Source organism: Oligoflexus sp. (assembly GCF_035712445.1).
Classification (GTDB): Bacteria; Bdellovibrionota_B; Oligoflexia; order Oligoflexales; family Oligoflexaceae; genus Oligoflexus.
Genome location: NZ_DASTAT010000140.1, coordinates 49,447 through 70,383, shown reverse-complemented (window position 1 = coordinate 70,383; position 20,937 = coordinate 49,447). Strand labels below are relative to the sequence as shown.

Annotated in this window: 14 protein-coding genes; 9 read left to right on the top strand and 5 right to left on the bottom strand. The window is 49.5% G+C overall.

Annotation, left to right across the window (positions count from 1 at the left end; all coding sequences use genetic code 11):
• Nucleotides 1–3: 3 nt before the first annotated feature.
• Nucleotides 4–3,627 (bottom strand): chromosome segregation protein SMC, encoded by a 3,624-nt coding sequence (smc, locus tag VFO10_RS29315; protein ID WP_325145584.1) that lies wholly within the window; start codon nt 3,625–3,627, stop codon nt 4–6.
• Between the two features lie 68 nt (nt 3,628–3,695).
• Nucleotides 3,696–5,201 (bottom strand): hypothetical protein, encoded by a 1,506-nt coding sequence (locus VFO10_RS29310; protein ID WP_325145583.1) that lies wholly within the window; start codon nt 5,199–5,201, stop codon nt 3,696–3,698.
• A gap of 197 nt (nt 5,202–5,398) precedes the next feature.
• Between VFO10_RS29310 and VFO10_RS29305 the strand changes: the two genes are divergently transcribed.
• From VFO10_RS29305 to VFO10_RS29280, 6 genes are all read left to right on the top strand, one after another.
• On the top strand, nt 5,399–5,866 hold the full coding sequence (locus VFO10_RS29305) for a single-stranded DNA-binding protein (protein ID WP_325145582.1): 468 nt from the start codon (nt 5,399–5,401) through the stop codon (nt 5,864–5,866).
• 221 nt (nt 5,867–6,087) lie between these two features.
• Complete coding sequence (locus tag VFO10_RS29300; RefSeq protein WP_325145581.1) at nt 6,088–7,263, top strand: site-specific integrase; 1,176 nt, start codon at nt 6,088–6,090, stop codon at nt 7,261–7,263.
• A gap of 9 nt (nt 7,264–7,272) precedes the next feature.
• A complete protein-coding gene (locus VFO10_RS29295; protein WP_325145580.1) occupies nt 7,273–8,862 on the top strand; it encodes a hypothetical protein in 1,590 nt (529 codons plus the stop codon).
• The gene (locus VFO10_RS29290; protein ID WP_325145579.1) at nt 8,855–10,846 is read left to right on the top strand and encodes a hypothetical protein; all 1,992 of its coding nucleotides are present in this window, start codon (nt 8,855–8,857) and stop codon (nt 10,844–10,846) included. Before VFO10_RS29295 ends, VFO10_RS29290 begins: the two co-directional genes overlap by 8 nt.
• A 13-nt stretch (nt 10,847–10,859) precedes the next feature.
• Nucleotides 10,860–11,315: a hypothetical protein gene (locus VFO10_RS29285; RefSeq protein ID WP_325145578.1), complete on the top strand. Its 456-nt coding sequence runs from the start codon at nt 10,860–10,862 to the stop codon at nt 11,313–11,315.
• 125 nt (nt 11,316–11,440) lie between these two features.
• Nucleotides 11,441–13,240, top strand: a complete 1,800-nt coding sequence (locus VFO10_RS29280) for a DUF262 domain-containing protein (protein ID WP_325145577.1) — start codon at nt 11,441–11,443, stop codon at nt 13,238–13,240.
• Nucleotides 13,241–13,568: 328 nt separating this feature from the next.
• On the opposite strand, the gene VFO10_RS29275 is transcribed toward VFO10_RS29280, so the two are convergent.
• Nucleotides 13,569–14,405, bottom strand: coding sequence for a CPBP family intramembrane glutamic endopeptidase (locus VFO10_RS29275; protein ID WP_325145576.1), 837 nt, complete (start codon nt 14,403–14,405; stop codon nt 13,569–13,571).
• Between the two features lie 30 nt (nt 14,406–14,435).
• Nucleotides 14,436–15,134 carry a hypothetical protein gene (locus tag VFO10_RS29270; protein WP_325145575.1) on the bottom strand — a complete coding sequence of 233 codons (699 nt, stop codon included), beginning with the start codon at nt 15,132–15,134 and terminating at the stop codon, nt 14,436–14,438.
• A 294-nt stretch (nt 15,135–15,428) separates the two neighbouring features.
• Here VFO10_RS29270 and VFO10_RS29265 point away from each other — a divergent pair, with 294 nt between their 5' ends.
• From VFO10_RS29265 to VFO10_RS29255, 3 genes are all read left to right on the top strand, one after another.
• Entirely contained in the window at nt 15,429–16,157 is a 729-nt protein-coding gene (locus tag VFO10_RS29265; RefSeq protein WP_325145574.1) for a hypothetical protein, read from the top strand.
• A gap of 629 nt (nt 16,158–16,786) precedes the next feature.
• Entirely contained in the window at nt 16,787–17,701 is a 915-nt protein-coding gene (locus VFO10_RS29260) for a hypothetical protein (protein WP_325145573.1), read from the top strand.
• 336 nt (nt 17,702–18,037) lie between these two features.
• Nucleotides 18,038–18,652 carry a glutathione S-transferase gene (locus VFO10_RS29255; protein ID WP_325145572.1) on the top strand — a complete coding sequence of 205 codons (615 nt, stop codon included), beginning with the start codon at nt 18,038–18,040 and terminating at the stop codon, nt 18,650–18,652.
• Between the two features lie 31 nt (nt 18,653–18,683).
• Here VFO10_RS29255 and VFO10_RS29250 read toward each other — a convergent pair whose 3' ends face one another.
• Nucleotides 18,684–20,936: a xanthine dehydrogenase family protein molybdopterin-binding subunit gene (locus VFO10_RS29250; protein ID WP_325145571.1), complete on the bottom strand. Its 2,253-nt coding sequence runs from the start codon at nt 20,934–20,936 to the stop codon at nt 18,684–18,686.
• Between the last annotated feature and the right edge of the window lies 1 nt (nt 20,937).

Sequence of the window (20,937 nt, the reverse complement as noted above, 5' to 3'; positions counted from 1 at the left end):
CCATCATGTGCCTGTGGCGGCGGTTTCTTCCACTTTCTTGAAGGCTTTCTGCAGATGCGCCGGCAGATCTTTTCTCATATCCACGCCGACCACAGTGGAAACACCACCCTCCTGCATGGTCACGCCGTAAAGCTGATCCAGGACTTCCATCGTACGACGGTTGTGGGTGATGACCACGAACTGGAAGCGATTGGACAGCGCGTCCAGAACCTTGTTGTAGCGGCCGACGTTGGCCTCATCCAAAGGCGCATCGACCTCGTCCAGGAAGCAGAAAGGTGTGGGCTTGGTTTTCAAAAGCGCAAAGATCAAAGAGATCGCGGTCAGAGCTTTCTCACCACCGGAATAAAGCGTCATGCTCCGCGGTTTCTTCCCGGGCATTCGCACCATGATCTCGACACCTGCGGTCAGGGCGTCTTCACTGGTCAGTTCAAGACGCGCCTCGCCACCGGGGAAGAGGATGGGGAAGAGTTCGATGAAGTTCTGATTCACGACCTCAAAGGTGCTCAGGAATTTTTCCTTTGACGTCTCTTCGATCTCATCAATCGCTTCCTGAAGGAGGAGGATACTGCCGAGCACCTCTTCCTTTTGCGCGTCAATGAATTCATGGCGCTTGGAAATACGCTCGTATTCCTCGACCGCAACCATGTTCACGCCGCCCATATTTTCCAGCTGATTTCTGAACTTGCTGATTTCGCGGTTGGTCTTGTCCGCATCGAAGTTGGGATCTTCGGTGAATTCATAGGTCATCAGGTCAACCTGATATTTTTCCTTGGCCTGATCCAGAATTCCGCGGCTCACCTGCTTGAGACGCTCAAGTTCCACGCTTTTCTTCGATTTATTGCGCTGAATCTCCATCTGCAGATCCCGCGCTTCACGCAGGCGGCTTTCCACCACACGCAGCTCTTCCAGAACGCCGGCGCTTTGCTCGCGACGCTCGGCCAGCTGGCCTTCGAGTTCCTCGCGACGACGGATGTAAACCTCGATCTCCTGGGTGGCGTGGGCCTGATTGATTTCGGCCTGCTCCAGTTCGACTTCGAGTCGATTTTTTTCCTCGTAGCGTTTGGTGATGTTCGTCTGCAGTTTCTGCAGCTGCTGCCGGCTCTGCTCCAGGTTCTCGCGGTTGGACTGCGAGCGCGTCTCAAACTTCGCAAGTTCAAGCTGCCGCTGCTGATGCACGCGCATCACCTCGTCCTTGCGTTCGGCTATGCTGCTGGCCTCATCCTGCAGGGATTCGAGTTCACCCTGCTGCGTTTCCTTTTCCTGACCCAGGGAAATCCGGGTTTCACCGAGCTGCTCCAGCTCTCGCATCAGATCATGCTCGCGCTGATCAAGGTCTTTGATGCGATGATCATTCTGCTCGATGATTTCCTTCTGATGATTGTCCTGATTCAAAAGATTCTGCATCTCGGACATCGCCGCCAGGGCATCCTGGTTTTGGCTGCCGAGGCGATCGGTAATGTCCTTCAAACGAACGCGTGATTCCGCCTGCTGCTGCTCCAGCACATCCAGATGACTTTGAGCGGCGGCAAGCTTGCCTTCGCTTTCCTTCAGCTGTCGGGCCAGATTTTCGATTTCATTTTTGCGGCTGAGGCTGCCCTTGGACTGCGTTCCGCTCAGCAAAAGATCGTCGCGGGAATGAACCAGAACACCCTGGGCGGTGAAAAGGATCAGGCCATAGGGCAGGCTGCGCAGTTCATCCTCGTTCAAATGAACGGACGGCAGATAATAAAGCCGCTGCAAAAGGATAGTCAGCATACTGCGATGCGGTTCCTGCACCTTCAGAACATCCAGGACCGGCACAGCCTCGTAACGTTCCGCCCACTGACGAATGGCACCAAGGTCATCCGTATTCCAAAGCGAAGCGAGACTCAAAGGCAGGGACGCCAGCTGCTCCTGATTCACAAGGCGAATCAGCCCATTCAGAGCGTCACCTGATGGGATGATAAGGCGCTCGGACCAGCGTTCAAAGGCATTCACCGCACGCGGAGCCCACTCTTCAATCCCCTTATCAAAGGCGATGAAGTCGGTCAGCACACCGTAAACGGATTGTTTGGCTTCCGGATATTTTTGATAGAGCTGCTGCAGGCTCGACTTCAAATCGCCGCTGCTGGCTTCCAGCTCTTCCAGGGTGCCGAGTCGGGCCCGCGCATGCAGATAGGTTTCCTTATGGGCATCGCGTTCCCGCGCGCCTTCGCGAATCTGCTCCTCGCGGCGCTGAACGTCCACTTCCAGGTCCTGCTTCATCTGCAGTTCCTGATCAAGCCCGGCCTGACGTTCGTTCAGGACGCTGCGGGCCGCTTCGATTCTATCCGCGATCCCTTTCAAGGACTGATGCAGCGAATCCTGACGCTCCTGATAATTCTGACGTTCAATCAGAATACGTTTGCGGTCGCGCTCGATGCTTTCGCAGCGCAGGCGGTTGCTTTCGAGCAGCAGCTCCAGATTCTTGATTTCATCTTCCAGTTCCTGCGCACGGTTTTCAAAGACCTGCGCGGCCTCTTCAACCTGATCCACTTCATCCTGGAAGGATGCGATCAGATCCTGCAGACGTTCCACTTCCGCCTGCATGCGCACATAATCCGCTTCCTTGCTGGCCACCATGTTTTCAAGAGAGCTCAGGCTCTCCTGATCCTCCTGAATATTGGCCTGCAGTTCATTCAAACGCTTCTGGCCCTGCTCGGTGGTTCGCATGGCGGCGGTGATGGTGCCCTCCGCGCGGACGATCTGCTCGCGCAGGTTGGAAATCTCTTCGCGCAAAAGGTCCAGCTCAGGATCATTTTCAGAAAGCTGACTCTGCAGCTCCTCGACCCGGGCTTCAAGGCCGGACAGGTCGGTCATGGCCTTCACTTCACTATCGGTATCGGTGTCGAGTGAATGGGCGATTTCAAGGAGCCTGGTCGAAAAATGCCGGAAATTATGGGAAAAGAGTTTCATCTCCGCATCGCGCAAAGATCCGCTCAGCTGCTTCCACGCGGCAACCTTCTCCACCTGCTCCTTCAGCTTTTCGAGCTGTTTGGCGAGCTCGCTCAAAATATCGTCGATACGCTTCAGGTTATCGTTGGTGCCTTCGAGCTTTTTCATGGCGGCCTGACGGCGGGCCTTGAAAATAAGGGTACCGGCGGCCTCTTCCAGGATCTCGCGCACGTCCTCGGGCTTCGCATTCAGGATGCGATCGACCTGCCCCTGCTGGATCATCGAATAGCTGCGGCCGCCAAGGCCGGTGGTCGCGAAAAAGCCGACGATATCCTTCAGACGACAGGGTTTTTTATTGATGAAATATTCCCGCTCGCCATCGATATAGAGGCGACGGGTCAAGGCGATTTCAGCCTCATGGCGGTATTCAGGCGGACAGAAGTGGCTCTGATCCTTGTTGTCAAAGATCAGCGTAACTTCAGCCATGCCCAGCGGTTTGCGTTTCTCGGAACCGGCAAAAATAATGTCGGTGGCCACATCACCACGAAGGTGCTTGGCATTCTGCTCACCCATGACCCAGCGGACGGCATCGATCACGTTCGACTTGCCGGAGCCATTCGGCCCGACGATTCCCGTGATTCCGTCATCGAAGTTCAGTGTGACTTTGTCGGCAAACGACTTGAAACCGGAAATAACCAACTTTTTAAGATGCATGCATGACCCTCATCCCGCGTGGTCCCCTGCTCGGGAACCAGCGCAGGACATGCCAAAGATACGGCGTATCATTCAATCCGAATCGGAGTTTGATCCTTCATACTAGTACGAGGACGAACATCAAACAAGTAAAGGGATTGTCCGTAGAATGAGCAGGTCAGAAGCTTGCCGCTTTTGGAGACGGCCAGCTGATAAAATGAGGCTTCAAAGGCTGTGGAATCGAAGCTCGCAGCCTGCTCCAAAGAGAAGGGCGGGTTCAGGAATTTGCGTGAAATGCTGTAAAAAGGCGCGTCACGGAAATTGATGAGATCCCGGAAGTGATTCACAAGCAGCATGGGCTCGCCATCGATCTCTGTCACCGCAAAAGCGCCTGGATAACGGGCGACGCTGTCGCGATCGTTGGAAAAGCCGTAGACGCGCTGGACCTGGAACATCTCCGAGAACTTCGCGGTCCCTGAATTCAAAGCCGTGGGATTGACCTCGACCCGCAGAACGTTATTGCTGGTCGAACCATAGGCGTTGCCGCGCTGCGAAAGGTAAAAGACTTCGCTCGGATCGTTCGGCCCGCGTTTGGCCATCCAGAAGTTGGTGCGATAGATGCGGCTGTCGACATCGACCGTGCCTTCACCCGAAGTCGGCGTTCCATCGAGGTCACGCAGGGTGTAATAGATGAAGCGCATCTCCTTGTTCACCTGATTGGGTTTGGCATAGGTTCCGGTTTCCAGATAGCGAAAACGCGCCGTTCCAATCTCGGGATCCGTGGGTGAGGCCGCTTCCTCAGACGTCACGTTATAGATGAACATCTGATACGGATAGCCGTTACCAGGACGGCGACGGGCTTGCGGCGTGTCCTGCAGAAGATCGGGAACCTCATCCGCGCCATCTATCATTTTATCGGTGGCCAGATCGTAGCTTTGCTTGTCGGTGGCGGGGTAGTCATCCGCATCGGGAATATCGAGGTCCGAGGGGAAGCCGAAGAGCTGGACGTTGGTTCCGTTTTCATAGAAATATAGGGCGCGATGTGCATAGCCGTAGCTTCGCACGCGATCCAGAGTCGAGGCGGCGAGGTTATTGCGATCGAGGTGCCCCATGAAAAGATCACCATTCAAGCACGTCACGGCGAAGTAAGGCTGCGAAGGCGCCAGGATCCCATTCACAGGCGAGCATTCGATGCTCCATGAGGCTGCGAGTGTGGGGGCGGTTTCGTTTTTCAGGTCCCAGATATCGATGCGCCGCATGACTTCATCGCCTTCGGCATCGAAGGTGACGAGCAGGAGATTTTGCGCCACGTCCAGCGAACGGCCGAGACGTGGAATGGGAATCGTGTTGATCTTGGTCGGTGTTGCCGTTTCCGGATCGATGACCATGATCGAGCCTTCATTGAAACGGCGCTCATAGTCGGAATTCAGGGCATAAAAGTAGTTGCCGCTCGGTGAGGTGGCGACGTCCACTGGTCCTGCAATCTGTTCACCAAGCTTGGGCAACTTTTCCTCGGTTTTGCAGGCCCCAAAGAGGGTCATGCCGAGCAAAACCAGACTGCTGCCGAGCCAAGCTCGCGTTTGAGTCACGATCATATACAAAAAGCTCCTCAGACTAGGGCTGTTCCACGTGTGGAAAAAGTCGTCCGCTGACTTAAAACCAGCCCGGTAATTTCTCCTTGTGACCGAGTCACGAGCTTAGTTATAACCACTGCAGGGCTTGGCGTCCAATCCCAAGATCTGGGCCGGATTGCTGGCGCTTTTAAAAGCCGAAGACAACAAGAGGGAAGACGATGGCATCCGTCAATAAAGTGATTTTAGTCGGTAACTTAGGCAAGGATCCCGAACTGCGCTACACCCAAAGCGGCGTAGCATTCTGTTCATTTAGCCTGGCGACCACCGACAACTGGACTGACCAAAGTGGACAGCGCCAGGAAAAGACAGAATGGCATCGTATCACTGTCTGGAAAAAACAGGCAGAGAACTGTGCAAAATACCTGCGCAAGGGCAGCTCGGCTTATGTCGAGGGTCGCCTGCAGACCCGTTCCTGGGATGACCAGCAATCGGGTCAGAAGCGTTATTCCACGGAAATCGTCGCTGACAACGTGAAATTCCTGGGCAGTGCCGGAGCCGGTGCGAGCCGCGGTGATTCCAGCTATGACAGTCCTTCGTCAGGCTTCAATCCACCCCCGGTCGAGCCACCTTCGGATAGCGTGTTCGGCAGCCACAATTCATCGAGTCTTGATGATATTCCGTTCTAGGGAACATAAATTCCAATTTGTTAAGATTGGAATTCTTAATCCCACGCAAGCAGCTTAAATTGCTGAAGAATAAACACCTCGCCTTTCTGTAAAGAAAAGCGGGGTGTTTTATTTCGTGTGTAAAGTCAAATTGGCTCCATCGAAATAGTTTGCATAATAATGTTTTTTGACAAGATAGAAGTTCACAGGTTACCCCTTCTGTAAATCTGAAGAGGTAGCAGTTGCAAGTTGATGTCATCACTCATCCCTCCGGCGAACAGATTCCGATCCTCCTCGACAGGGATGGGTTGCCAATACCTTCTCCCAACGAGTTTATACTGGGGAGACGGGCTCTTAGTTCCAATACGCTGACCAGGAACTTGCGAGAGCTTGCTGTCTTCTATCGATGGTTGGAACAACAGAACATCGATCTCCGGGACCGGATTCAAACTGGGAGAGGTTTTAGTGAAGCAGAGGTAAGGGGTGGAATCGTTGAAGCCCTTCGTCTTGAACAAGGTGGCACTTCCTCAATTCATCGATCTGCAGTGTCCCCTCATACGTTTAACCAGCGCCTTACGACAGTTAGGCAGTATGTGGCTTGGCGCTACGATATGTACTTGGGCGCCTTGCCCTTGAGTGATCTGCGTTACGAGCGTATACGGGAACAATCAGTCAGAATTTTGAAATGGCTTGATTCCGCGTTCATGAGCGCTCCTCCTCAAAACAAAGGGGTACGCAAAGGCCTGACGGACAAAGAAGCCAAATTTCTCATCGACTGCCTTGATCCTGATCGCCCTGATCCGATTGGTCGAGACCCTGCCGTCAGATTCAGAAACTACATCTCGACCATGATCATGCTCTACTATGGCCTGCGCCCAGGCGAACTTTTAACCTTACGCGTTGAAGATATCGAGATAGGGGCAATCTCTTGCATACGGGTCAGGCGCAGGCCTCCAGACCTAAAAGATACCCGTCGGCCTCGACCTCAAATTAAACGTAATGGCCGCATTCTGCCTATTGATGACCCTTCTTTTGCTTCAAAGCTGGACCGTTACATCATGAAATGGCGGGATATACTTGAATCCAAATCCGAAAATGAGTCGGACTACCTCATTCTAAGCGATGAAGGAACCCCTCTATCCCAGTCGTCCCTAACCCAGCTTTATCAAATTCTTCGTAATCAGTTTTCCAATGACCTGCCCGAGCATCTTAGCGCAAAAGCCTTGCGTCATACTTTCTCTAGCAGAATTGAACGCGCCTTGCGAGAAGCTGGAGTGGATGAAGAGCGGCGCCGTCAAGCCCTTGCGCTTTTGAGAGGCGACAGCAGTTTGGAATCTCAAACGGTATATATCGCGCAGGAAGTCGAAGAGCAGGCCAATCTCGCTCTAAAAAAATTCCAGCAAAAATTACTCTCATAGGATCGCAATATGGCTGCAGCCTCATTTGCACAGCTTGTTGAACAGCATGGATGGCTTGATATCCCGGAGCAAGTCATGACACGAGAAGGGGTTACAGTAGAAATCAGCGGCGACCGGTGGCGGCTTCCGCTACCCTATGAGAGCGGCGTAATTGATTTCAGCTGCATTGAGAACCCACTGCTGAAATGGGCTGCAAAGCGTAGGGTCATATACCGGGCCGAGACGACGTCAACCCACGCCGCAGTTCAGGAAATGAAATCCCTTCGACTGGAATTCTTCGCGATACAGCACGAATTCGGTCTTAATCAAAGCCTGAACGGCGACCAACTTAAAGAGCCCTTGATTGCCTTAGTCGAAAAATCCATCTTCCAAGCCAGGGCCAAACACCGACTTTGGGCTCTTTATCGGCCCATCCAATGGTACATCTGGTGCGCGGAAAATTACGCCGAGCTAGGCTTTTGCCCAGCATTTGCGATGGAACTTGACGGCATGGTCATTCCTGGGAATCCGAAGGGCGAGGCTGTCAGGATGGAAGATCCAGACCGAGGTCCCCTCCACAGATCCTTGGAAGTTCCGCTCTTAATAAGCGCTCTGAGAGACGACAAAAGCCAAGAACTCGAACATCTCCAGCAAAAGGCGGCATTGGCACTGGCAATTGCTCTGGGTCGGAATCCTGCAAACCTAACCTACTTACGCGAATCTGATCTTTTGACTATCGCTCCAGAATCCGAAAGCCCCTGCCATATAATCAGGATGCCCCGTATCAAAAAGCGCCAACTGCATCCACGCGATGACCTTCTGGATGAATATTTGGACCCTCAGTTTGCTAAGCACGTTGAAAATGTGATCGCCGCAAATAGGTCGATCAAATGCTTTCTGGAAGGGCCTCACGGCCCGATGGAGATAGAACGACCTATCTTTATCAGGCCGGCTCGAAATCGAGCCGCCGGCCATGCAAGTGACTCTTTCAACATGACAAATAGCGAAATAAGTCAGCTAATTAAGGACTTTGTCATTCGCCACGAGATTGTCTCTCCAATAACCGGCCAACTTCTGCATATCAACACCCGGCGCCTGCGATACGCTCTGGCCACTAGCTTGGCTTCTGAGGGTATTAGCAGAAAAGAACTGGCAAGGATTCTCGATCATACAGATACTCAGCACGTTCAGGTATATTTCGAACTTGCTGGAACGATCGTCGAGCATCTGGACAAAGCCACAGCCAAGGGTTTTGCCAAGTACCTCCAATTGTTCAAGGGCAAGATCATTGATAAGGACACAGAGGCGACAAACGGCGATAGGAATGATAAGCACCTCTCCTTTGTGAATGAGTTGAACCCTAAAGAGCATATAGACATTGGTATCTGCGGCGAAAGATCGATTTGCCACCTCGATCCTCCGTTCTCATGCTACCTCTGCCCAAAATTTCAGCCTTATCGACACGCAGATCACGAAAATGTCTTGGAATGCCTTCTGGCAAGCCGTGCAGACAGGTTGGAAAAGTACGAAAATGCGAGACTCGGGATTCAGCTGGATCAGGTGATCGTCGCAGTCGCTCAGGTCGCTGAACAATGCAAGCGCGAGGTTACCCATGGCTGATGGGCGTTCTCAGAGAAAAGCTCGGGTCATCCCCTTTGTCGGCAAATTGGATCATGATAGAGCCAAAAACCTCGACGAACTTATTGCCAAAGCTCAACTGCTGAAGGTACCTGGGTTTGAAAATATTGTGTGGGCACAGCCAACCTGGAACATCAACGACGGGCGCTTGACCAAGTTGACCGGAAAAAACGTTCAGAGCCTTTCCTTGAATTTTCAGTTCCCTCCAAAGCTCGGAGGACAGGCGATCCCGGGTGAATGGGCTGACTTGGCAAAAGCATTGCTCATCCTTCGCTTTCACCGAAAGCATCAATCAGCCCCAAACCAAAGGAATTTCATCACGGCAGTTGCGTGCGTTGCTTTTGAAGCGCTGAAGCAGAATCGTGGCGTGGCTCAACTGGTCCCCGAGCATCTTGATCACGCTTCCCGGCAGATTTCCGCGCTCTACAGCGAAGGCGTTGCCTATAATTTGCACAAGGCCATCGGAGAACTGACAGCGCATTGTGATGCCAACAAACTGTGCAAGGTACATCTGGACTACAAATATTCAGGGATGAAGCGCCCAGAAAATACCGGAGGCCTTGATCACAAGCGCCTTGATGATCCAGAAGTCTTACAGACGAGAGGCGATAAGCTTATCGATCCGGCAGTGTTCCGCGTGATCGGTCAGCTATATCAAAATGTACCCTCCGACCATAAATACCGTATCTATGTCCTGATCCTGAGCCTGCTGGCTTGTCTAGGCAGGCGATTCAGCGAAATCTCGCTGCTACCAGTTCAGGAGATAGGCCAAGATTACGACGGTCGATCGTATATCGAATACTTCCCTCGGAAGGTTTCCAAGGGCGACACATTTACCCCACGCAGGCGCCTCTACTTGCCCTCTGAGACGATCGAGATAGTGAGAGGAGTGTTTGTCGAGCTAAACGAGCTTTGCGCTTCTGCGAGGCAAACAGCAGCTTTCATACTGGAGACAAGGGGACCAGATCTCAGGTTCCTCAACAAGGTGCCTGACAACCAGGTCTTGCTAGGGGAAGAGCTCGAAGCATTGGGGGTACCATCAAGGGGACTTGCCAAAGATGGTTGGTTTAGAGCGAATGGCTTTGCCATTGAAATCTTTAATCAGCAAGGGAAGCAAAGGTACGGCACAACCAAAGCTGGCATCGTCGCCTACTGCATGAAGGACTTACCACCAAATGTCCTAGCTCCTATCCATGTCGACCAGCATGGAAAAGAATATTTTCTGAAGGATCTTCTCATCGTCAAGTATGGTCGATTCACATTGACGGGCGCGGATAAGCCTTGGGTTTCCACACAGTGCACACACTCAATGGTTTCCACATTCCTACGATACTTCGACGATCTAACGCGCGAGTATGCCTCCTCTACCATAGACGCAGATTTTAACTCCCACGACTTTCGGCACACATTAAACACGCTACTGGACGAAGGCGGCCTCAGTGAGCTTCTTCAGACAGAATGGTTCGGTCGGAAAAACCCCCGGGATACCAAGGTCTACCAGCATACAAGCCGTGAAAAGCGGGCGCTTACGCTGCGGGAAGACATCAAGAAGGGCTTGATCGGGGGGCAGCTTGTCGAACAGATAAACCATGTCCCAGTTGGATTTCAGGAAGCCTATCTCAAAGCACGGGTGAATGGGGTACACGATGTCGGAGCAGGCCTCTGCGTACACAATTTCGCACAAACCCCTTGTGAACGGCATCTTCAATGCTCGGCAGACTGCAACGATTACGTCTGGGCCAAGAAAGATCAAGGACGGGTAGAAGAATTGAAACGTCAGTATGCTATGACCGCCATTGCAAGGGAAACAGCCGAAGCCTTGTCAAAGCAAAAGAAGTCGAAAAAAAGTAGTGATTGGCTGGCACACAACGAGAAGAAAATTAAAGTTCTTTCCCAACAGCTCAAAGAAAATAACGTACCAGATTTTGATCCCCATAAGCTTTTGGAGGATTTGAAGAGTGAATAAGAGGTCAAGAAAAATGTCCAAACAGGATGTATCAGCTATAGTCGCGGACCTCGATCGATGGGCAGTCGGGCAGTTTGGACCGAAGCTAACATGGGAAATGTTAGAAGACCGATTCGGATTCAGTAGGCAGTCCTTGCAAGCAAAACCTGAAATTAAGGCAGCATATGACTTATCTAAGAAGACATTATCGAAGGGCTTACGAGGTCCATCCCAACAAGCACTTAAAAGCAACGAAACATTGCAACTTGAAATTGAGAAACTTAAAGTTGATATTGCAAAATATAAAAAGCTTGAAGTGATGTGGAAAAAACGTTGGCAACAAATAGCGTTTCATATCCGGCAAAGAGGATACCAGTTAAGCCATATAGACAATCCAATTAATGAACTCGCAACACTTCTTTCAGACAATGAAGTGGAACAGATTATTGGTGAATTTGACAAGGAAATCCCTTCATCGGGAAGAAGCTGACCACCCCCAATTGAGGCAACTGTCCATTCTCAAGGGCAAATTGAAGATATGATTTTGACAAAGCAATGCGTATTCATCATAGTTGTTCAGGCATTGCAAACATTGAGGTCGGAGGATCATTTCGGATGAGTGTTTCGCCACGTGGGATGAGTATTCAAGAAGCGTATCGTGAATTTCGAGAAGATTCCTTTCGAGTCAATAGAAAATACCAAAGAAAATTGGTTTGGACCTTAGAAGAAAAGCAACAGCTTGTGGACAGTATACTTCATGGATATCCAATTCCTCTAATCCTACTCGCGACGCGCTCAAATGATGAAAAGAGGATCTTCGAGATTCTAGACGGCATGCAAAGGTTGAATGCCCTATTCTCTTTCATAGAGAACCGTTTTAGTCTTAAGAATGGCAAGTATTTCGATGTCGGCGAGCTATCAAGAGCTAAGCAACTGTCGGATCAAGGTCTATTTAAATCTGTAAAAGAAAAAGACAAACTATTGGATCGCGATTCATGCGCAAATTTTCTTGAATATACGCTAGCCATAACCGAATTTCCGGGAGTCAACGAAGAGGAAATTAATGAGATTTTCTCTCGAATCAACTCCTATGGCAGGCAACTTAGCAGGCAAGAAAAGCGCCAAGCTGGAGTTGTTTCACCTTTCGCGAAAGTTGTTCGAGAGATTGCGTCAGAGGTTCGAGGAGATCCTTCGCCAGAAGACGTCCCGCTGGCCGAGATGCCGGAAATTAGTATTGATATAGATGGAGATCTGCCCGAAAATGCGATAAAGGCGGAAGATTCTTTCTGGTGCAAGCAAGGCATTCTTAGAAAGACCCAGTTGCGAGAAAGCGAAGATGAACAAATGATCGCTGATATCGTAATTTCGATCCTGGAAAATAAGCCGTTTGCATTTAGTGGAACAGCACTGGATAGCATCTATGACCCGCATGAAAAAGGACACTCCGAAATTAATGGTCAGCTTATTTCGTATGGCGTTGACGCGCTCAAGCACGGATTCATATCTACATATTCGATCATTCGCGAAACCCTTGAATCCTATGACTCGACGCCGAATGCATTAAAAAGAATAGTAAATCCAGAAGACTCTAGCGGAAATCCTGTAAAAACCCACTTTTATTCGATTTTTCTTGCATTTTTCGAACTCTGCATTTTGGAAATGAAGTCACCTATTGATGTCGGAAAGATTTGGGGTGCATTGAGAAACTTGCATGCTCGATTGGATATTGCCAGGGGATCAATAAAAAGTGAAAGCAGGCGCAAAAACATCAACACAGTCAAAGGTTTGATTAGAGATCACTTCGAAGAAACAAAATCATTGCCTGCACAACTGGGCATTAGATTGGCCACGAGATTTGAAACTGCTCTTAAGCGATCAAAGATAGAGACTGCCGCTTTTGAATGCAAACAAGGCATCGTCACTCTAGACAAGGCAAGAACTATCGAGACCGGCCTCCTGGACAGGATAGTAAATACCATTTGTGCAATCGCAAACATTGGTCCAGACTCTGAAGGAGCAATATTTTTGGGTGTCGCTGACAATGAAAAAGATAAAGAAAGGATCAAAGAGATTGATAGTGTTTCCGCATTAAACGTTGGACAAAGGTTTGTAGTTGGGATTGATCGTGAGGCTAAAATACTGGGCATAGACCTTGACGCATATAAGAAAAAAATAGTCTCTCACATTTACAACTCCAAGTTGAGTGAGCATTTGAAAACATCCGTACAATCTTCGGTAGACTGTATCAATTACAGAGGACATTCGGTCATTTGTATTTGGATTCCACCTCAAAAGGAGGCGTCTGAAGTAAACGACAAGCTATACATTCGTGTCGGGTCCGATACAGTTGTGGCTGAAGGGCTTGCTAAAATGCGGGCCGTAGAGGCACTATTTAAATCAAAGGAGAATAAGTAGCTAGGCCTATGGTCTAGACTATAGCGTAGACGACAACTTCAAAATGCCAAGCAAACCTTACAATCATATATAGGACAAAAAGGTTGCTGGGCAGACGGATAGCTTTGCCAGACGTTTGTTCTTTACAAATTTCTACAGTATGCGTCCATAAACGAGATTTTCGTTTTAATATTGCCACCTTGAGATACTATGCCACTTTTTATTGCAAACTACCGTTCTGATGAACGAGTCTTAAAGCAAGCACGTTAGCTTGGTCGCGCTCACGCGCGACAGGACTTACACAGAGGCCGCCTCCGGCGGCCAAAACCATGACCAAAGTCTGCAAGACTCACCTACACAGGAATAACCCTGGCTCCAGGCAAGATTTCGGTTTTGCAGCGTTTTTTCGAGTCAACCACAGAGTGGGTGGCAGCACGACAAACGTGACAAACACCGATCCCCACAAGATCCAATCTACAATAAAGTCATATTCATCGTAGGCAAATACACGGACCAGGTTTCCTACAAAATGTACGAACACCGAAGCCGGCAATCCGTACCAGATGAATGCAATGCCCGAGTAAACGCCAATTGCGAATGTCGGAAGCAAACGCATCAGACCCCACTCCAAATTCCCAAGCGCAATTGGAAAAACCAAGTGTATCGCCGCAAAGAACATGCTGGAAATAAATACCGCCTGTGGCCTCGAAAATGTCAAAAGTAAAGCACCCAGGACAATCCAGCGAAAGATAATTTCCTCTGACGTCACATCCATCAGCTCGTGCGCCACCCGCTTTGTTTGCGAAAGGGAATTGGCCTGATCTGGTGTCAATCGTGTTCCCAGAAGTTCATCGGTCCTGCCATGCTGTTCTTCATATGCGACTTTTGAAGAATCACCAGTATAAAAGTGACCAAACAATTGCCTCTGGGTCAGCTGCAAAAGTACGTTGGACGTCATGGAGCCGAGGAGCAGACTGATTGTGATAACCATGCCCCTAAAGCTTAAACTAGCTCGTAAATCTAGTTTCCTCTTAATGACTGTCTTTGAAACAATCAACGCCAGGATCACCAAAACCATCAGGTTCAAAAACGTCGGGCCTATGCCCAGCCAGTTCATCTTGAACCGCAGCAACATAACAGCAAGATCGAAAATAATAATTCCGAGAACAACAAGAATCTGCGGCATTAAATCATCTCCGTCCTTGAACCTCATTAATCAGCGAGCGGCAGCTACCTGAAGCAATTGCCAAGTAAGATCTTCCATCGTGTCGAAGATTAAAGATAGAGTCTGTTTATCAACAACCTCTGCATAATACCCGCTGGGTTCAGCTTCATAATGTATTGGATTATAACGAGCCTCGACAACAGAGAGGGTAAACACCCAACGTTCGACTCCGTCAGTTGGATCTGTGAAAAGCTCGATCTTTTGCTGTGTGCACTTAATTCCATTAGAAGCCAAAGGTCCACCGGGCTTGCATTCCTCGATTGTAACTTCATTCCCGTTTGAGTCTTTCTCTTTGGCCTGATAGCGCACACCAGTATCCATCGCCTGCCGCCAGGTTAAACCAAGCTCATGAATAAGTGTCTGCAGGACACCAGGATTTCCTTGCGTAACCTCTTGAAATTCGTTTGCCTGCTGCTGGGTCTCATCCTTTTTCTCATTAGCTTTGGACTTTTGCTCTGCAGCTTTTTTTGCAGCGGCTTTGAGCGCTGCGCCTTTCAACGTTGCCGAACCACCCGACGCAGCAGCACCAGCTGCACCAACCCAGCCGGTGAGCATTCCCAGGCTGCCTGGCAGCGGAGTTTGACAACATTCGTTTGGGGCCGCGACTTCCATGTATTCCTCATCGCCAGCAAAAGCTTGTGTCGATACGGACGTCAGAGCCAGAACTGCAATAACAGATTTGATAGACATAGAAAATCCTCTCGTGAAAGGCAAGGCTATAGGCCTTCTCTGCAAAGGGGTTCACTGATATGTGTTGGGTCTATTTTGTCGATTTGGCATGAAGTCATTTACTGATACAAAAAGGCACCGCAAAACCTTCTTCATGAAGCTTCTCCTTTGTGAATTCAATTGAAGTCCACAGCTGGAAATAAACTGTCACAACATGACTCCGCAAATGCTTATCTTGAGCTTTATTGAAGAAATTGATGATTGGTATTAGGATAACAACGATTGTTAATAGATATTTAATTTGGGGTACAGCATATGACGCTCCTGGACGAAGCGCGGGAACTGATCAGAAAGCATCTCTCTGAAAATCCCAATCTCTCGACCGCTTCACTCGCACGAGATTCCAAGCTGCCGTTCTCCACTGTAAGGTCCATTACTCAGGGCGAGGTTAAAAAGACGTCAGTAGAAAATATTACAGCTTTGCTCCAGGTATTTATGGAGTTCAAAGATATTCTCAATCTCATCAATAAGCACAAGGAAGAAGAAAAATTCTGGGCTGGCATTGTCGAAATCTGCTCCGAGAGAAACTCAAAATCCGCCAATCTTGGAGCATTCGACTGGCAGGACCCGGATCAGGAAATTGTTGCTCTCGCTTCATCATCAAACGGAATTTCACGGGAACGAATTCTTACCTTGTACGGGTCAGAGCACGGGGGAAGAAGACTCCAGGCTTTGTTAGATGCTGGGATTCTGAAGGAGATAAATAATCGAATCAAGCAATCCGAAGAATATGTCTGCTATTCAGTCGAGGACAGCAAAGAAAAAGCTGCGCTTCAATCTGCGAGATGGCATCGTGAGCACATGGATGAAGGTGGTTTCCTCTATCATATTACTCAGAACTATTCTGAAGCTGATCACGAGAGGGCCAAGGAAATCACAAGAAAATACATCCTCGATATAACCAATCTGGAAAAAAATTCCAGAGGTGGCGAAAAAGTTCTTATGCTATCGATCGTTGCAAACCTGCTTGACGGGGCAAAATAATGAAAAGACAAATTTTGCTTTCGATATGCTTTATGGCAGTTCCGGTAATATCCTATGCCGGAGGATCGATAGGCGGAGGCGGATTGGGCAAAACGCTTCTCAATGAAGCAATGAGGTCTCTCGTCATGCGAGCCATGCAACCAGATCTTGGTTTGCAAAAGATGGAGATTCCTTCTGATGATTTTCGTCGTGCGAGGCTACGCCTCTCAATCAGCGCAGAGACTACAATCAATCTGTCAGATGAATCACTGGTGGTTAAGGAGAAGGATGGGGGAATAACTGACCTCTCTGAGACTCGTCAGATCCTACCAAAGTAATAACATCCTGTCACACGATGCAAGATAGGAACGTATTGCCTCACTTTGATTCTGGAAAATAGCTTCGCAATAAATTTGAGGACAAGTAAGACACCCACTCTTAGGCAAAGTCGATGCTCATTCTCAGGCGAGGATTAGATAATGAACTTTTTGCTTCTGGAAGAAGCTGATTGATATCACAATAAATTTTGTAGTCTCGAATGAAAAGTAATCCCGTCGATACCCCATTGAAAAACATAAGTAATTTTGACCTTCCTTGAGTATAATAATGACCATAGGCATTCAAAAAACTTCTACTAAAGAGGACAGTCTGTGGGACGTCTACCTGTGCTATTAAATTCGATATGTTCGTCGCTTGATGGACTCACAGACTATAAGACCGATTACGGTCTCATTGTTGCTGCTTCATTTCTTTTATACTCTATAGCGAGGAATCAGAATAAAAAGTTAGCCTTTTCCCTCGCTTACTTTGCCATTGTCATAGCTGTTTATGATCGTGGCTGGTATGAGCAACGAGAAATCCGATTTCAAGGCCTAGTTTTTGGGAGCCTTGTATGCATTGTCCTTCTTTTCTTTTGCTATGAGAACATTCTTAAACTTCTGAACAAAAACTGTAAGTATATGGCCGGAAAAGTCTGGATTTTTCGTGACCACGAAGCCATGAATCATAAAAATTTCTATGGATTCTTGATTGAGGTAAAAGATTGGATATTTCTCGATGATGATCAATACAGAAACTTGACGTCAGTCAAGTTTAAAATATTGATGAGATCTCTTCACAACTTCACACTTCTTACATTATTAGCTTTTTTCAGCACATTTTTATTTAATCTTGGAAAAGTCGAATCATCTTCTATTGTCTATTTGGTTCCAATATTCTTTGTGATTTATCAGTACAATGCAAACCAACACTGGAATCAATGGAAATATTGCGTTGATCTTTATAACTCAATTAGAGCCGGAGATAAGGATTATGATGAAAGAAAATATGCACTTGCGTTAGATATGATTGTGCTAGATATGTGGCCCAACAGGACATTGTACGGATTTTTTAAAGGTGTCTTAGAAAGCGCTGCCGATGAACTAGGACAAACTGAAATTGATTTAACCAATATCAGCTCTATGGATACGTGGAACCTCCTGACCAAAGCCCATTTAAAGGCTGTCGAAAGAGCAAAGTTATCATCTAATTCATCCTCTACACAGACAGAACCATGCTGCTTGTGATTCATTAACTATGTTCTGTGAACTGTTGACTCGATGCTTCATAAATTCATTGTCAAGAATCAAAGCAATATTGAACGAAATAATCTAAGTCTAAAATCTAATTGAAAGGAAATTTTCACAATTCAACTGGAATTTTAGACTTTCCGAATGTATTCATCCAGAAATTAAAGGTTTTAGGATATGCTAAATTTTATGCAAAAGTTCGTTTTGAGAAATGCAAAACCGGCAAGAAGGGCGGTGGAACAACGACCCCCCTATCTTCGAGAAAGCACGCGGTGTTTCTCTTCAAGCAAAAACGAATTTGTACCGTTGGTGAATCACTGAGGAGTCCCCCACATGACATACAAACTCTACGCCGCCCGAGGCTGTGGCAGCGCCATCGTAGAAATCGTCCTGCAGCGCCTTGGAGTCCCCCACACTCTCGAATGGCTGCAATGGGGAAAATTCGGCGAAGGCAACTATCAACAGGCCAACCCACTCCTCCAGGTCCCCACTCTTCAAGTCGGCAATGAGCTCATGACGGAAAGCCTTGCGATCTGCCAGTGGCTGAATTCAAAACACAAAGGAAAGCTCGTCCCCGCGGCCGATGACCCTGCACTTTCCCTTTATTACCGCTGGTCCGTCTACCTCGTCGCCACCATATATCCCACATTCTTTTACGGAGACCATCCCGAACGCTGGGTCAGCTCCGAAGAAAGCCGCAAAGAGCTGCGCAAATCCACGGATGAAGCACGAAAAAAGATGTGGCTGCAGATGGAAAAAGCCGCGCAGGGAGAGAGATATTTCCTGGGCGACAAGGAAAGCCTCATCGACGCCTATATCGCCGTCATGCTCCGCTGGAGACCAGGCCGCGAGTGGTTTCAAACCAACACCCCGCGCCTGAACTCCGTTGCCGAGCATATGGCAGAGGATCCGAAATTAAACTCCATCTTCGCTCAATTTGAGTCCTAGGAAATATCGCCTCCCAACGGAGGCACCAGGTTCAAACCAAAAGCTTATCCGGCGTAATCGGCAGCTGTCGAATCCTTTTCCCCGTCGCATGATAAACCGCATTCGCCACAGCGGCCGCAGCCCCAACGATCGGAATCTCACCTAAACCCCGACTGCCCAACTCATTAAAATTCTTATCCGGCACATTGGTGAAGATCACCTCAATATTCTGAATATCAGCATTCACAGGCACATGGTAATCCGCAAGATTCCGCGTAATCATCCGCCCATTACGCGGATCCACAGCGGTTTCCTCCATCAAAGCCATACCAATCCCCATCACAATCCCACCCAGCCCCTGGCTGCGCGCCGTCTTCTCATTCAACACCCGACCCACATCATAAGCCCCCACAAAGCGGGTCACGCGCACCTGCATGCTGAGGGGATCCACCTCCACCTCCGCAAACTGCGCGCCGAAGGAATGATAGGAATAACACGAAGGATCCTGACTCTGATCCGGTCGGCAATGCTCCTTGGCATCGCCCATCACCATCGCCTGCGTGGATCCTTCCGCCTCCAGGCTCTCCAGATTCGCAGCGCGCAGAATATCCTGATAACTCTGCTTCGCACCCGCATTCTTCACACTCACAAGATGCCCATCCACAGCCTGGATCTGATCAAACGTCAGTTGATAAAGCGGCGAAGCCGCATCCTTGGCAGCAAGCCCCAGAAGCTTCATTTTCAAAGCATTCGCGGCCATCACCACGGCCGGCCCCACACTGGCTGCAGTCATGGATCCGCCAGTAACAGGAGCCTTGGGAAAAAGACTGGATCCCAATTCAAAGCGCACCCGTCCAGGATCCACACCCATCGCCTCCGCTGCGATCTGGGTCATGATCGTATACGTCCCTTGACCAATCTCATGAGTGGCGCTGGCTGCAACAATCGAGGCATCCCGATGAATCCGCATCCGCGCAGAAGCCGGCTGCTTATTCGCAGGATAGGTCGCTGTCGCCACACCCCAACCTACAAGGCGCCCGTTTCTCTGCATGGACTTCGGCGCAGCCTTCCTCTGACTCCAACCGAATAGCTCCGCTCCCTTTTCATAGCATTCCTTCAGCTGCTTCGCGGAAAAGACCTTTCCGCTATCCATATCCTTATCCGCATGATTGATCACCCGCAAAGCCAAAGGATCCATCTCAAGCTTCAAAGCCAGCTCATCCAGGGCGCACTCCAATGCGAAGCTTCCCGACGCCTCTCCCGGGGCCCGCATAAACGTGCTCGTGGGAAGATTCAAACGAGCCAGACGATGACTGAGCTCCAAGCCCGGATTCGCATAAAGCATTCGTGTCAGCAGTGAACTCGGTTCAATGAAATCCTGCAGAAGCGAGGTATGACTCTGCACAGCATGACGAATCGCAGAGATTTTCCCACTCTTATCCGCAGCAAGCGCCACATCCTGAATCGTGCGGGACCGATGCCCCACGCAGTTGCACATGTTCTGGCGCGAGAGCACAAGCTTCACCGGCCGCTGCACCACACGAGCCGCCATGGCCGCCATCACCGTCGGCTGCCAGGTCGATCCTTTCGAACCAAAACCTCCACCCACAAAGTTTGATATGACCTTCACCCGCTCCGGCTTTAAGGAAAAGCATTGAGCCAAACCATTCTGGGTTCCATTCACATACTGGGTCGTTTCATAAACCGTCAGCGCGCCGTCACTCCAGGCCGCAACCGTCGCATGAGGTTCCATCGGGTGATGATGCTCAAGCGGAGTCTCATAACGGGCTTCAACAGTCACAGACGCCTCGGAGAAGGCCGCATCCGGCTCGCCGCGCTTCCCCTGCAAGGGCTTACCGAAGCGATCCTTCGGCATGATCGAAGGCGCATCTTTATCTTCAAGATTTAAAAAGGCGGCGGCCTTTCCATAAGACACCTTGATCAGGGCCAAGGCCGCACGCGCCTCTTCCAAACTCTCCGCCACGACCAACCCAATGGGCTCGCCGTTGTAATGAATCTTGTTGCTCTGAAGAGCCAAATGCCCTTCACTGGTAATCCCGGAAGGCTCCTTCTCCGGCGCCTTGAGTTTAGGCGCATTGGTGCTCGTGATGATCGTCACAACACCAGGCGAGCGCATCGCTGCTCTCGTATCCATACTTTGAATGGTTCCGCTCGCAACGCTCGATTCGATCAGCACAGCATACGTCATGCGCGGCAGCATAATATCGCCCGTATAGCGCGCCCCGCCTGTCACCTTCAGCTTGCCTTCCACACGATCCAAAGGACGACCTAATGAATTTTTCATG

Coding starts and splice junctions, on each gene's coding strand:
- VFO10_RS29295 (WP_325145580.1), top strand. CDS start 7,273: ATGGCTGCAGCCTCATTTGCACAGCTTGTTGAACAGCATGGATGGCTT.
- VFO10_RS29285 (WP_325145578.1), top strand. CDS start 10,860: ATGTCCAAACAGGATGTATCAGCTATAGTCGCGGACCTCGATCGATGG.
- VFO10_RS29250 (WP_325145571.1), bottom strand. CDS start 20,936: ATGAAAAATTCATTAGGTCGTCCTTTGGATCGTGTGGAAGGCAAGCTG.
- smc (WP_325145584.1), bottom strand. CDS start 3,627: ATGCATCTTAAAAAGTTGGTTATTTCCGGTTTCAAGTCGTTTGCCGAC.
- VFO10_RS29255 (WP_325145572.1), top strand. CDS start 18,038: ATGACATACAAACTCTACGCCGCCCGAGGCTGTGGCAGCGCCATCGTA.
- VFO10_RS29290 (WP_325145579.1), top strand. CDS start 8,855: ATGGCTGATGGGCGTTCTCAGAGAAAAGCTCGGGTCATCCCCTTTGTC.
- VFO10_RS29280 (WP_325145577.1), top strand. CDS start 11,441: ATGAGTGTTTCGCCACGTGGGATGAGTATTCAAGAAGCGTATCGTGAA.
- VFO10_RS29310 (WP_325145583.1), bottom strand. CDS start 5,201: ATGATCGTGACTCAAACGCGAGCTTGGCTCGGCAGCAGTCTGGTTTTG.
- VFO10_RS29275 (WP_325145576.1), bottom strand. CDS start 14,405: ATGCCGCAGATTCTTGTTGTTCTCGGAATTATTATTTTCGATCTTGCT.
- VFO10_RS29265 (WP_325145574.1), top strand. CDS start 15,429: ATGACGCTCCTGGACGAAGCGCGGGAACTGATCAGAAAGCATCTCTCT.
- VFO10_RS29305 (WP_325145582.1), top strand. CDS start 5,399: ATGGCATCCGTCAATAAAGTGATTTTAGTCGGTAACTTAGGCAAGGAT.
- VFO10_RS29270 (WP_325145575.1), bottom strand. CDS start 15,134: ATGTCTATCAAATCTGTTATTGCAGTTCTGGCTCTGACGTCCGTATCG.